Raw genomic sequence first — 12,190 nt, forward strand, 5'->3', positions numbered from 1 at the left:
GATCCTGCGCCCCACCTTGCCCGATCGAACGCGCGGACGCACATGTCCATCGAGGCCGGGGGCGCGGCAACCGCAGGGCCGGCGGGCGGACGTGACGGACATCACGGACATCCGCCCCGGGGCGGGGGCACCGGCCGGCCGGTGCCCCCGCGCCTCAGAGTCCGTACCGGCGCACGACGTCCTCGTGCCGGGCGGTGTCCGCGCCCGCCGCCTTCGCCAGGTCGAGCCAGCTCAGCGGGTGCTCCCAGTCCGCCGTCAGCCGCTGCAGCAGCGCGTCGGCGTCCGCCGAGGTGGCGGTCGGCGGCACGCCGAGGGCGGCGTAGACGCCGGGCAGGCCGGCGTCCCCGCCGGCCGGGTCGGTGACGGCGTACTGGTCGCCGCTGTACGCCCACAGCCCGTAGCGCTCCTCGGCGAGCGCACCGCGGAGCGCGAACCAGGCGTCCTCGCCGGGCCAGGCGCCGTCCAGCCAGTGCGTGGTGTAGCCGGCCGGGTCGAGCAGCGCCAGCTGCCGGAAGACCGGGCGCCACGACTCGCGCTCGGTCCCGTCCTCGGGGCGCTCGTTGAGCACGGCCGGACCGAAGACGACGACGTCCCGGTGGTTGAGCGGCACGTCCTCGCCGAGCACCGGCACGATCCGCGCGGTGGCCGGCCCGGTGCGGACGGCGGGCAGGTCCACGCTCGCCCCGTTGGCGCGGGTGGTGCGGACGGTGACCATCTGCCACTCCTCGTCCACCGGGCCCTCGTCGGCGTCGAACTCGATGCCGATCAGCGCGCCGGTGCTGCGGACGACCGCCCAGTCCCGGTTGGCGGTCGCGGCGGTGATCAGGTGCCACAGGTCGGGCTCCTGGACGGTGCGGTGCTCCTCGTCCTCGCCCGCCCGGTCGGCGGGCACCGCGTGCTCCAGCAGTTCCTGGTAGAGCCGCTGGGCCCGCGCGTGGTCGCCGAGGCGGGTGGCCGCGGTGGCGGCGAGCCGGCGGGTGTTCAGCGCGTCCGGCTCGTGCGCGAGGACGCCGTCGCAGTGCTCGCCGACCTCCTCCCAGCGGCCCTGCTCGGCGGCCCAGCGGGCCCGGATCCAGTGCGCCTCGGAGGGGTTGGCGGGCATCAGCCGGTCGGCGAGCCGGCGGACGCCGTCGCCGTCCTCGGCGTCGATCAGCACCTGGCCGAGCATGCCGGGCAGGTGCTCGTCCGCCGGGTCCTCGTCGAGGCGGGCCCAGAGCAGGTCGGCGGCGGCCCGCGGGTGGCCGAGCGCGTCCAACGCCCGCGCCCGCTGCAGGACGAGCGCCGCCGCGGCCTCCGCCGACTCGGCGCTCGCCGCGGTGAAGTGGTCCAGCGCCTGCTCGAAGGTGACCCGGCGGGTGCCGAGCCACTCCGGCAGTTCGGCGGCCGGCACCGGGGTCCCGGGCAGCGGCAGCGCCTCGGCGGCGGCCCTCAGCCCGGCGAGCCGTTCGGCGACGCCGTCGGTGCGGCGCAGCTGCCCGAGCTTGCGCTCGCCGGTGGCGGCGAGGGTGAGGGCGACCGTCCGGGCGCCGCGGGCGACGGCCAGCCGGCCGGCGATCAACAGCAGGTCCAGGCAGGGCCGGTGCGAGCCGGCGGTGTCCAGGTAGGCCACCCACCGGGCGAGCCGGACGCCGAGGGCGGCGTCGTTGTCGAGTTCGCCGTGCGGCAGCGCACCGGCCTCGGCGAGGGTCTGCACCGCGGTCGCCCAGCGGTGGCGGATGTCGGGGTAGCGGTCCGCCTCCTCGCCGTCCGGCAGTTGCTCCAGCGCCTGCGCGCTGCGGCCGAGCGCGGCCAGGGCGACGGCCCGGCCGGCGGCGAGCTTGCGCCGGTCGTCGTCGTCGAGTTGGTGGCGGGCCGCGTAGGCCCGCTCCGCGGTGTCGTAGGCCGCCAGGGCGTCCTCGGGGCGGCCGAGGTTCAGCAGCGCGGTGGCCCGGCTGTGCCCGAAGGCCAGCGAGACCTGGTCGCCGGCGGCCTGGATCCGGGCCTGGGCGCGGTCCAGGTGGGTGAGGGCGTCGGCGGGCCGGCCGTCGTCCTCCAGGGTGTCGGCGTACTCCCGGGACAGGCAGTCGAAGCAGGCGCGGGCGGGCTCGACCCGGGCCAGCGTCTCCTCCAGCACGGCCAGCCGCTCGGCGACGTAGCCGGGGCCGTCGATGTTGGCGTGGCAGATGGTGAAGTCCTGCACGGCGCAGACCGACTGCGGGCAGGAGGCGGTCTCCTCGCGGTGCGCGAACTCCAGCAGGTCGACGGCCTCGGCCATCGCGGCCTCGCCCTGGTGGCGCTTGTTCAGCAGGTTCTGCATCCGCCAGTGCCGCAGGAACACCTCGACCCACGGCAGGCCGAGCGCCCGGGCGGAGGCGAGCGCCTCCGGGTACATCGCGTCGAGCTGCTCGTTGCGGCCCTCGACGGCGTGCCCGGCGATCTCCACCAGGGCGGCGGCGAGCCGGTGGTGGCCCGCCTCGGACAGCTGCTCGTGGGTGTCCCGCACCCAGGCCCAGATGTCGGTGGTCATACGGTCTGAACTCCTCGGATGAGTGGGGTGCGCCCCCGCAGAGCCGGCCTCAAGCCCAGGTGAGCGCGGCCACCGCGGTGCCGATGCCGGCGAGGGCCGCGGTGAGGTCGCCGTTGGCGGAGCCGCCCGCGGCGGCCATGATCACCTTGAGCGACCGCAGCAGCCCCGCGGCGGTGGCGCTCCCGGTGTGCCCGGCGCGGTAGGCGGTGAGCAGGTCCTGGACGGCCGGCGAGGCGAGGTTGAGGTAGAGCCGGGCCTTGACGGTGCCGTCGGTGCGGGCGGTGAAGGCCCGGGCGAGCCGCAGCGCCGCGGAGGGGATCCGGGCGTCCGCCTGGTCGTCCTCGATGCGGGCCTTGAGTTCGGCCTCCCGGTCGGGCACGAGGACGAGCGGCAGCCCCGGCGGGTCGAAGCGGGCGGGTACGAGTTGTTCGCCGTCGTCGGCGAGGGCGGCGGCGAGCCAGGCGGTCTCCTCCGCGGCGAGCGGCTCCGCGGGGTCGCGGAAGAGTTCGCGGTTGCCGCTCTCGCTGCCGAGTTCGACGATCCGGCAGTCCTTGAGCTGGGCGTACCGCCGCAGGAACGGCAGGACGGCGTACCGGTCGCCGCGGGCGATCGGCACCTGCATGGCGCGGTAGAGCATCTCCTCGAAGCCGCCGCCGCTGCCGAGGGCGACGTGCAGGGCGCCGCGTCCGGCGGCGCGCAGGGCGCCGGCGGTGAGGTCGCCCTGGGAGGTGGGGACGGGGACGTCGTCGGCGAGCAGGGTGAAGAGGCGGTCGTCGCAGAGGGCGGCACCGAGGAGGTCCTGGCCGTGCCGGGCGAGGATGCGGCGCCAGGCGGCGGGGTGCAGCCTGGCGGTCTCGTAGAGGCCGTCGACGACGGCGTCGGCGAGGGCCTTCTGCAGGGCGCGGTAGTGCTCGTCGCGCTGCAGGTCCTCGCGGCTGGCGGTGGGGGTGAGCCGGCTGGACTCGACGACGCCGCCGATGAACCCGGCCCAGCTGGGCAGCAGGTCGCGGGCGTCGTCAGCGAGCAGCATGCCGCGCAGGTAGACGGCGAGGTCGCGGTTGTCGGTGGAGCCGTAGGTGCCGCCGTCCTGGACCCAGAGCAGGCCGACGGCGTCGGTGGCGCCCTCGACCGGGGCGACGGGGAAGGCGGTGAGCGGCTCGAAGCGGCGGCCGAAGGCGGAGGCGAAGCGCATCCGGGCGGTGTGCGGGTCGCCGTCGACGTCCTGCCGCCAGGGCACCGGGACGTCGTTGACGGGGCGTTCGTCCTCGCCGACGTGCACCGGGATCGGCAGCAGGACGCAGTAGCGGCCGAGGACCTCGCGCAGCGCCTCCTCGTCGGCGAGGTGGCCGTGTTCGGCCTTGAGGCGGAGTTCGACGGCGGTGCCGGGGGCGGGCCGCGGTTCGACCGGTTCGACGCTGTACTGCTCGCCGCCGCGGCTGCGGTAGCGGTGGCCGAGGCCGGGTTCGCGGTGCGAAGTGGTGGTGACGGTGACCTCGTCGGCGACCGAGAAGGCGGAGAGGAACCCGAGGCCGAAGGCGCCGATGAGGTCCTGGTTGCCGGTCAGGTCGCGCAGCATCCGGGTGTAGCCGGTGCCGACGGTGGCGAGGTAGGCGTGGATCTCGGGCTCGGTGAGGCCCGCGCCGGTGTCCTCGACGGTGAGGGTGCGGCGGGCGGCGTCGGCCCGGACGCGGATCACCGGGGCGGCGGTGGACTCCGGGTCCTCCAGCCGGCGGCGGGTGTGCGAGTCGTGGGCGTTCTGGACGAGTTCGCGCAGGGCGACCAGCGGGGTGGAGTAGAGGTGGGTGGCGAGCACGCTCACCAGCCCGCCGAGGTCGACCTCGGTCGTACGCAGATTGTCGGCGGGCGGCAGACCTTGGGACATGAGGCCGGATTCTGCCAGTACGACTATCCGTCGACCAGCTCTTTTCCCGTACCGGACGGGGAGGCCGCGGGCAGTCCGAGGACGGCGCGGGCGGCGGGCTCCAGGAGTCCGGCCGCGGCCGTCCCGCTGCCGCCCGGGCGGTGCCGGACGCCGTCGTTGACGACGGCGAACATGGCGTGCACCCGGATCCGGGCCTCGGCGGTGTCGTAGTCGGGCCGCACCTGCTGGAGCAGGCCGACCCAGACCCGCAGGAAGTCCCGGCGGAAGTCGACGGCGGCCCGCCGGTCGGCCGGGTCGAGCCGTTCGGTCTCGCTGAGCATGGCGCCGAGGTAGTGGCTGTGCCTGCGGGCGAAGTCCAGGTAGGAGCGCAGGCCGGCGTCCAGTGCCCCGGCCGGCCCGGTGCTGTCGGCGATCGCCCCCTCGACCTCGTGCCAGAGCCGCTCGCGGCTGCGGACGAGGGCCGCGGCGAGCAGCTCGGCCTTGGTGGCGAAGTGCTTGTAGACGCTGGGCCCGGCGATGCCGACGGCGGCGCCGATCCGGTCGGTGGAGACGTTGTCGAAGCCGCGCTCGTGGAACAGCCGGACGGCGGCGAGCAGCAGTTCCTCCCGGCGGGACTCGCCGGCGGCCGGGGCGGCGGGCTGTCCGGCGGGTGCGGCGGGCGGCCCGGTGCGGTCCTCGGCCCGCGGGGCGACGGCGAGCAGTTCGCCGCCGATCCGCCGCAGCAGCGTCTCGAACCAGCGCCGCGGCGGCGCGAAGGTGTGGTACGAGAGACTGCCGTACCCGGAGAGCAGCGACCAGCAGAGGAACTCGGCCTGTTCGGCGGAGAGTTCGGGACGGGAGCGGGCGAGGGTGCGGGCCATCGCGCGGACGTCGGTGCGCAGCTCCCGGCGGAGTGCGGCGCGCTGCGCGGGGGCGAGCAGCCGGGCGTCACGGTGCCAGAGGGTGCCGAGGGCCCGGTGGTCGACGGCGGCCGGGGCGAGTGCGGCGCACAGGTCGGCGGGGCTGCCGGCGCCCGCCCGCACGGCCGTCCGCAGCGCCTGGAGGTCGGTGTCGACGGCGCGCAGCAGCAGTTCGGGCTTGCTGCGGAAGTGCCGGTAGAGCGCGGGGGCGGTGATGCCGACCTCGGCGGCGACGTCGGCCATGGACACCAGGTGGTAGCCGCGCCGGTGGAACTGCTCCGCGGCGGCGGCGAGGATCTGCGCCTTCCGTCCGGGCGGTCGGCGCACCACCCGCCCCGCCGCGCCCGCCCCGGGTACGCGCTCCGCCGCCACGTGCGCTCCTCCACCTCGCCAATGATCGACGCCAGGGTAGCAAGGATTCACTTATGCGCCTGTGACCTGCGCGGAAAAGCCGCCGGGATGCTTTACAGCCGCAGCTACCGGCGATTAACTTGTCTGGCGATCAGCCGCCGAACGAAGGGAGCGCCGCCGTGCGCCGGACGGTGTTCAACGAGGACCACGAGGCGTTCCGGGCGACCATCCGGGACTTCATCGCCAAGGAGGTCGTCCCGGTCTACGAGAGCTGGGAGGCGGCCGGCCACCCGCCGCGCGACTTCTACCGCAAGCTCGGCGCCCTCGGCGTGTACGGCATCGAGGTGCCGGAGGAGTACGGCGGCGCCGGCGAGAGCGGCTTCAAGTACCAGGCGGTCGTCACCGAGGAGGTCGCCCGGGCGGGCGTGAGCTTCGGCTCGTCCGGCGTGCACACCGGCCTGGTGCTGCCGTACCTGCTGGAGTACGCGAACGAGGAGCAGAAGCAGCGCTGGCTGCCCGGCTTCGTCTCCGGCGACATCATGACGGCGATCGCGATGACCGAGCCGGGCGCGGGCTCCGACCTGGCCGGCATCGCGACCACGGCGAAGCTCTCCGAGGACGGCACCCACTACGTCCTGAACGGCGCCAAGACCTTCATCACCGGCGGTGTGCTGGCGGACCTCGTCCTGGTGGTGGCCCGCACCGCCCCGTACGACCCGGCGAACCGCCGGGCGGGCCTGTCGATCCTCTGCGTGGACACCACGTCGGAGGGCTACGCGGTCGGCCGGAAGCTGCAGAAGATCGGCCTGCGCACCTCCGACACCGCCGAGCTCTCCTTCACCGACGTCAAGGTGCCGGTGGAGGACCTGCTGGGCGAGGAGGGCAAGGCCTTCGGCTACCTCACCCACAACCTGGTGCAGGAGCGTCTGGCGATCGCCGTCGGCGCGTACGCCGCGGCGGCCGCCGCGGTGCGCTTCGCGGTGCAGTACGTGAAGGACCGCAAGGTCTTCGGCCAGGCCGTCGCCGAGTTCCAGAACACCAAGTTCACCCTGGCCGACTGCGAGGCGCAGGTGGTCGCCCAGCAGTCGATGGTCGACCGCGCCCTGGAGCTCTACCAGAACGGCGACCTGACGGTCGCGGACGCGGCGGCCGCCAAGCTGTTCTGCACCGAGTCGGCCTCCGACGTGATCGACAAGTGCCTGCAGCTGCACGGCGGCTACGGCTACATCCTGGAGTACCCGATCGCCCGCCTCTACACCGACAACCGGGTGTTCCGGATCTACGGCGGCACCAGCGAGGTCATGAAGACCATCATCGCCAAGTCGCTCGGCCTGTGAGGCCGGAGGGCCGATGACCGCCGCACCGGAGGACTCGCTCGCCGCCGTCGCCCGCGCCCACGCGGCGCTGGCCGCTCCCGGCGCGCCGTTCGAGGTGGAACCCGGCCCGCGGGGGCCGCGGTACGTCCGCGGCCCCCGCACCCTGCGGGAGGTGTTCGACGCCACCCTCGCCCACGGCGACCGCCCGTTCCTGGTGGCGGGCGACCGCACCTGGAGCTTCGCCGAGCACCACGCCGCGGCCTCGGCCCTCGCCCACCGCTGCCGCACGGTGTACGGGCTGCGTCCGGGCGACCGGGTGGCGATCGCGATGCGCAACCTGCCCGAGTGGCAGGTCGCGTTCTGGGCGGCCCAGGCCGCGGGCCTGGTCGCCGTCCCGCTGAACGCCTGGTGGGGGCCGCAGGAGCTGGCCCGGGCGCTGGACGACTGCGTGCCCGGCCTGGTCGTCGCCGATCAGGAACGGGCCGCGCGGACGGCCGGCTGGGCGGCGGCCCGCGGGGTGCCGCTGCTGACCGTCGGCGCCGACGGCAGCGACGGCCCGCACGACCGCTTCGAGGACCTGCCGCCGACCGGCGCGCCCGCCCCGGAGCCGTCCGTCGGCCCGGACGACCCGGCCACCCTGATCTACACCTCGGGCACCACGGGCCGGCCCAAGGGCGTGGCCGCCAGCCACGCCAACTGGTGCGCCGGCGCGCACACCCCGCGGTTCTTCGCGGCGGGCGCGGCACTCCTGCGGGGCGACTCGCCGGCGGCCGCGGCGCCGCCGACGGTGCTGATGACCTTCCCGTTCTTCCACGTCGCGGCCTTCACCTCGGTGTTCCTGGCGATGGCCGCGGGCGGCACGGCGGTGCTGATGGACCGCTGGGACCCGGACGCGGCCCGACAGCTGATCGCCCGCCACCGGGTCACGATCTTCGCCGGGGTGCCGACCACGGCGCTCGGCCTGCTGGACGCGGCGGAGGCCGCCGGCGACCCGCTGACTGGCCTGACCATGATCAGCACCGGTGGCGCCCCGGCCCCGCCGGGTCTCGCGGGGCGGATCGCCCGGCGGTTCGGCGGACGGGTGGAGGCCCGCAACGGCTACGGCCTCACCGAGACCTGCGGCGGGGTGACGGCCCAGGTGGGCGCCCGCTACCTGGCCCGGCCCGAGTCCATCGGCCGGCCGTGCCCCGCGGTGGAGGTGCGGATCGCGGACGCGCAGGGGGCTCCGCTGCCGGACGGCGAGATCGGTGAACTGCTGCTGCGCGGCCAGCCGGTGTTCGGCGGCTACCGGGGCGACCCGGACGCGACCGCCGCCGCGTTCACCGCCGACGGCTGGTTCCGCACCGGCGACCTCGCCCGGCTGGCCGACGGCGAGGTGCAGGTGGTGGACCGGTTGAAGGACGTGGTGATCCGCGGCGGCGAGAACGTCTACTGCGGTGAGGTCGAGGGCGTGCTGCTGGGCCATCCGGGCATCGCGGACGCCGCGGTGGTCGGTGTCCCGCACCCGCTGCTCGGCGAGGAGGTGGCGGCCGTGGTCGTGGCGCACACCGGTGCGGAGCCGGACGCCGCGGAGGTCCGCGCGCACGTGGCGGCCAGGCTGGCCGCGTTCAAGGTGCCCGCCCACGTGGTCTTCCGCGACGGGCCGCTGCCGCGCAACCCGACCGGCAAGATCCTCAAGCAGGCGCTGCGCCAGGAGGCCGGGGCGGCGGTGCCCCGGCCCTGACGACGGCGGCGGCTCAGTTGGCGGAGGCCGTCCGGCCCTCGGTCCGCCAGGCCTCCAGCCCGGCCAGCGAGGCGGCCTTGGCCTGCTGCATCGCCCGGCGGGCCTGCTCGCTCGGCGGGATCTCCATCCGGTTGACGTAGTCGCGGCCCGCCGAGGCGAGGGTCGCGCACGCGATCGCCGTGCCGGCCAGCGAGAGCACGGTGCCGATACCGGCGAGGACCACGCCGGTACCGAGCATGGTGCGGTTGACGCGGAATCCGTTGCTGAACTTCTGGTTGGTCGCCATGCATCCACGATCGGGCCCCGCCGGACGGCCCGCACGCCGAGCGGGTCCGGGTGCGGCCGGATGCCTGACAGGTGTCTGATGGATCGGAGCGCCGAGCCGCGAGGAGGCCGCGATGACCGAACCCGTCCGCGTCGACATCGACGCGCTCGCCGACGAACACGCCGCACTGGCCGCCGCCCACCCGCACGGGCGCAGCGCCCATCTGGTGCTGCACGACGGCGTCCTGCGGCAGACCGTCATCGCACTGACCGCGGGCAGCTCGCTGGACGAGCACAACGCCCCGGTCGCCGCCAGCCTGCTGGTGCTGCGCGGCCGGGTGTCGCTGACCATCGCCGGCCGCCAGCAGGAGGCGTCGGCGGGCGAGCTGCACGCCATCCCGCAGGAGCGGCACGGCCTGCTCGCCCACGAGGACTCGGTCGTGCTGCTGACCGCCGTCACCAACTGACGGCGGTCAGCCGGCCGCCGACCGGGTGCCGGCGGCCGGCAGCACGGCGGCACCGACCAGCCGGAGCCCTTCCAGGAATTCCTTGCCGTCCGGGGCGAGTTCGGGGGAGACCAGCCACTGGGTGGCGAGCCCGGCGAGCAGTGCCTGGTAGAAGGCGCCGCGGGCCAGCTCGTCCGGGGTGTCGGGCACCTCGGGCACGCCCTGGAACATCGCGGAGAGCCCGAGCCGGGCCTCCTTCTGCGCGCCTCCGAGCACCTCGCGCAGCTCGGGCGAGTGCTCCATCTGCGCGAGGATCTCGATCTGCACCGCCCACAGCCCGCGGTGCTCGGTGAAGCTCTCCACGACCTTGTCCCAGGCGGCGACGAAGCGCTCCTGAGGGTCCGTCTCCTCGCCGAGCGCGGCCAGCACCCGGCCGAGCTCGTCGCCCCACTCCCCCATCGCCTCCATCATCGCCCGCGTCAGCAGGGCGTCCTTGGAGCCGTAGTGGTAGCCGATGGCGGCCAGGCTGACGCCCGCGGACGAGGCGATGTCCCGGGCGGTGGTGCGCCCGTAGCCCTTCTCGAGAAGGCAGCGCTTGGCGCCGGCCAGCAGGTCCTCGCGATTTCCCATGCCCCGATGCTACCGCCGGACTGGACGACCGTCTTGCACGGTCGAGTGAGACGTGAGATTTAGACGCTCGTACTAGACAAGCGTTTCACACGCTCGTACAGTCACTGCCATGACCGCAACCCACGGCCGCGCCGGCCGACGCGAATGGACCGGACTCGCCGTCCTCCTGCTGCCGACCCTCGTCCTGACCATGGACATGGGCGTGCTCTTCTTCGCCGTCCCGTTCATCTCCACCGACCTGCGGCCGAGCGGCACCCAGCAGCTGTGGATCATGGACATCTACTCGTTCCTGCTGGCCGGGCTGCTGATCCCGATGGGTGCGCTGGGCGACCGGATCGGCCGGCGGCGGCTGCTGATGCTGGGGGCGGCCGGGTTCGCCGCGGCCTCGCTGCTGGCGGCGCGGGCGGACGGCGCCGGAGGGCTGATCGCCGCCCGGGCGATGCTCGGCGTGGCCGGGGCCACCGTCATGCCCTCCACGCTGGCGCTGATCCGCAACATGTTCCACGACCCCGGGCAGCGCCAGGCCGCGCTCGGCATCTGGACGGCCGCGCTGATGGGCGGCGCCACCCTCGGCCCGGTGGCCGGCGGGCTGCTGCTGGACCGCTTCTGGTGGGGCTCGGCCTTCCTGGCCGCCGTCCCGGTGATGCTGCTGGTGCTCGTCGCGGCGCCGCTGCTGATGCCCGAGTACCGCGCACCGCGGCAGGGCCGCTTCGACCTCCCCGGCGCCGCGCTGTCGATCGCCGCCGTCCTGCCGGTGGTGTACGGCGTCAAGACCCTCGCGGTGGACGGCTGGGCCGCACCGCCGCTCGCCGCGCTGGCCGCCGGGGCACTGGCCGCCGCCGCGCTCTTCCGCCGGCTGCGCACCGCCGAGCACCCGCTGATCGACCCCGCGCTGTTCCGGATCCGCACCTTCACCGGGGCGATCACCGTCAACACCGTGGCGATGTTCGCGATGATGGGCTTCACCCTCTACACCTCGCAGTACCTGCAGCTGGTCAAGGGGATGAGCCCGCTGACCGCCGCGCTCTGGGCGCTGCTGCCCTCGGTCGGCGTCGCGACCGCCGCCGGGTCGGTGGGCGCGCTGGCCGGGCGGGTCCGGCCGGCCGTCCTGATGACCGCGGGCTTCCTGACCGGTGCGGGCGGCTACGCGCTGATGGTCCTCGTCCGCCCGGACACCCCGCTCTGGCTGCCGCTCACCGCGGCCGGGGTGATCGCGGCCGGCTCGGTCGGCACGATGACCCTCACCACCGAGATGGTCGTCTCGGCCGCGCCGCCCGAGCAGGCCGGCGCCGCCTCCGCCGCCTCCGAGACGGCGTCCGAGCTGGGCGGCTCGCTGGGCATCGCGGTGCTCGGCACGGCCGGCGCCGCGGTCTACAAGTCGCGGCTCTCGGACGGCATGCCCGCCGGGGTGGCCGGCGACGCCGCCCGGGCCGCGCACGACACGCTCGGCGGGGCCGTCACCGCCGCGGTCGGGATCGGCGGCCGCGCCGGGGCCGAGCTGCTGGCGGTGGCGCGGAACGCCTTCGCCGACGGCATGCACGTCGCCGCGGTGGCCGGTGCGGTCTTCCTGATCGGTGCCGCCCTGGTCGCCCACCGTCTCATGAAGCACCTGCCGGCCGGTCCGACCAGCCGTCCCGCGCCCGAAATGGTCCAGACCACAACCCAAGAAACACCTGCATTTTGACCGTGGTTTCCGGACCGGTGTATACGCCCGACGACTCGGCCAGGCATACTGGCCGGAGTCGGGCACAACCGTCCGGCGTCCTAGAAGCGACGAGAACTCCTCGGAAGGACCGGTGGTCAGGGATGTTCCGTAACGGTCTCGAGCCCTGGCACATCCTCGTGATGGTGGCAGTGCTCGTCCTGCTGTTCGGCTCGAAGAAGCTCCCCGAGATGGCCCGTGGACTCGGCAAGTCCATGCGCATCCTCAAGGCCGAGACCAAGGCGCTCCGCGAGGACGACGCCCAGGCCGAGGGCCAGAACGCCACCGCCTCCTCGACCGCGGCCGACCAGCCGCGTCCGGCGGTCAACCCGAGCAGCATCACCACGTCGGCCGAGACCAACAAGTCGGCCACCAACGCCCGGGAGGCCGTCCAGTGGCTGTACTTCGCCTACCTCGCGGCGGTGAAGGAGCAGAACGGCGCCGCGATGTCGCTCGGCCGCACCGCCACCT

10 protein-coding genes and 1 pseudogene are annotated in these 12,190 nt (G+C 74.8%); 6 read left to right on the plus strand and 5 right to left on the minus strand.

Annotated elements, in window-relative coordinates; all coding sequences use genetic code 11:
- Nucleotides 1–154: 154 nt before the first annotated feature.
- From AB0442_RS01495 to AB0442_RS01505, 3 genes are read right to left on the minus strand one after another with little or no spacing between them, the layout of a single operon-like run.
- Nucleotides 155–2,506 (minus strand): hypothetical protein, encoded by a 2,352-nt coding sequence (locus tag AB0442_RS01495; RefSeq protein WP_366159906.1) that lies wholly within the window; start codon nucleotides 2,504–2,506, stop codon nucleotides 155–157.
- A gap of 49 nt (nucleotides 2,507–2,555) precedes the next feature.
- On the minus strand, nucleotides 2,556–4,388 hold the full coding sequence (locus AB0442_RS01500; RefSeq protein WP_366159907.1) for an ATP-binding protein: 1,833 nt from the start codon (nucleotides 4,386–4,388) through the stop codon (nucleotides 2,556–2,558).
- Between the two features lie 23 nt (nucleotides 4,389–4,411).
- Nucleotides 4,412–5,659 carry a helix-turn-helix domain-containing protein gene (locus AB0442_RS01505; protein WP_366159908.1) on the minus strand — a complete coding sequence of 416 codons (1,248 nt, stop codon included), beginning with the start codon at nucleotides 5,657–5,659 and terminating at the stop codon, nucleotides 4,412–4,414.
- 158 nt (nucleotides 5,660–5,817) lie between these two features.
- Between AB0442_RS01505 and AB0442_RS01510 the strand changes: the two genes are divergently transcribed.
- The gene (locus AB0442_RS01510) at nucleotides 5,818–6,975 is read left to right on the plus strand and encodes an acyl-CoA dehydrogenase family protein (RefSeq protein ID WP_366159909.1); all 1,158 of its coding nucleotides are present in this window, start codon (nucleotides 5,818–5,820) and stop codon (nucleotides 6,973–6,975) included.
- Between the two features lie 13 nt (nucleotides 6,976–6,988).
- Nucleotides 6,989–8,677: a class I adenylate-forming enzyme family protein gene (locus AB0442_RS01515; protein WP_366159910.1), complete on the plus strand. Its 1,689-nt coding sequence runs from the start codon at nucleotides 6,989–6,991 to the stop codon at nucleotides 8,675–8,677.
- Between the two features lie 13 nt (nucleotides 8,678–8,690).
- Here the strand turns inward: AB0442_RS01515 and AB0442_RS01520 are convergent, their stop codons facing one another.
- The gene (locus AB0442_RS01520) at nucleotides 8,691–8,963 is read right to left on the minus strand and encodes a hypothetical protein (protein WP_366159911.1); all 273 of its coding nucleotides are present in this window, start codon (nucleotides 8,961–8,963) and stop codon (nucleotides 8,691–8,693) included.
- A gap of 112 nt (nucleotides 8,964–9,075) precedes the next feature.
- Here AB0442_RS01520 and AB0442_RS01525 point away from each other — a divergent pair, with 112 nt between their 5' ends.
- Complete coding sequence (locus AB0442_RS01525) at nucleotides 9,076–9,408, plus strand: cupin (RefSeq protein WP_344622760.1); 333 nt, start codon at nucleotides 9,076–9,078, stop codon at nucleotides 9,406–9,408.
- 6 nt (nucleotides 9,409–9,414) lie between these two features.
- Here the strand turns inward: AB0442_RS01525 and AB0442_RS01530 are convergent, their stop codons facing one another.
- Nucleotides 9,415–10,017, minus strand: coding sequence for a TetR/AcrR family transcriptional regulator (locus tag AB0442_RS01530; protein WP_366159912.1), 603 nt, complete (start codon nucleotides 10,015–10,017; stop codon nucleotides 9,415–9,417).
- Nucleotides 10,018–10,126: 109 nt separating this feature from the next.
- Here AB0442_RS01530 and AB0442_RS01535 point away from each other — a divergent pair, with 109 nt between their 5' ends.
- The 3 genes and pseudogenes from AB0442_RS01535 to AB0442_RS01545 all read left to right on the plus strand — a co-directional run.
- Nucleotides 10,127–11,701, plus strand: a complete 1,575-nt coding sequence (locus AB0442_RS01535) for an MFS transporter (RefSeq protein WP_366159913.1) — start codon at nucleotides 10,127–10,129, stop codon at nucleotides 11,699–11,701.
- A gap of 122 nt (nucleotides 11,702–11,823) precedes the next feature.
- A pseudogene (gene tatA / locus AB0442_RS01540) lies at nucleotides 11,824–12,084 on the plus strand (Sec-independent protein translocase subunit TatA); the annotation flags it as partial.
- Between the two features lie 33 nt (nucleotides 12,085–12,117).
- The coding region (locus tag AB0442_RS01545; protein ID WP_366159923.1) for a hypothetical protein at nucleotides 12,118–12,190 on the plus strand (73 nt) is incomplete at its 3' end.

This window comes from Kitasatospora sp. NPDC085895, assembly GCF_040702125.1.
Classification (GTDB): Bacteria; Actinomycetota; Actinomycetes; order Streptomycetales; family Streptomycetaceae; genus Kitasatospora; species Kitasatospora arboriphila.

Bases quoted from the DNA above. Each gene is read 5' to 3' on its own strand.
- AB0442_RS01525 (WP_344622760.1), top strand. From the start codon at position 9,076: ATGACCGAACCCGTCCGCGTCGACATCGACGCGCTCGCCGACGAACAC.
- AB0442_RS01520 (WP_366159911.1), bottom strand. From the start codon at position 8,963: ATGGCGACCAACCAGAAGTTCAGCAACGGATTCCGCGTCAACCGCACC.
- AB0442_RS01535 (WP_366159913.1), top strand. From the start codon at position 10,127: ATGACCGCAACCCACGGCCGCGCCGGCCGACGCGAATGGACCGGACTC.
- AB0442_RS01515 (WP_366159910.1), top strand. From the start codon at position 6,989: ATGACCGCCGCACCGGAGGACTCGCTCGCCGCCGTCGCCCGCGCCCAC.
- AB0442_RS01500 (WP_366159907.1), bottom strand. From the start codon at position 4,388: ATGTCCCAAGGTCTGCCGCCCGCCGACAATCTGCGTACGACCGAGGTC.
- AB0442_RS01530 (WP_366159912.1), bottom strand. From the start codon at position 10,017: ATGGGAAATCGCGAGGACCTGCTGGCCGGCGCCAAGCGCTGCCTTCTC.
- AB0442_RS01495 (WP_366159906.1), bottom strand. From the start codon at position 2,506: ATGACCACCGACATCTGGGCCTGGGTGCGGGACACCCACGAGCAGCTG.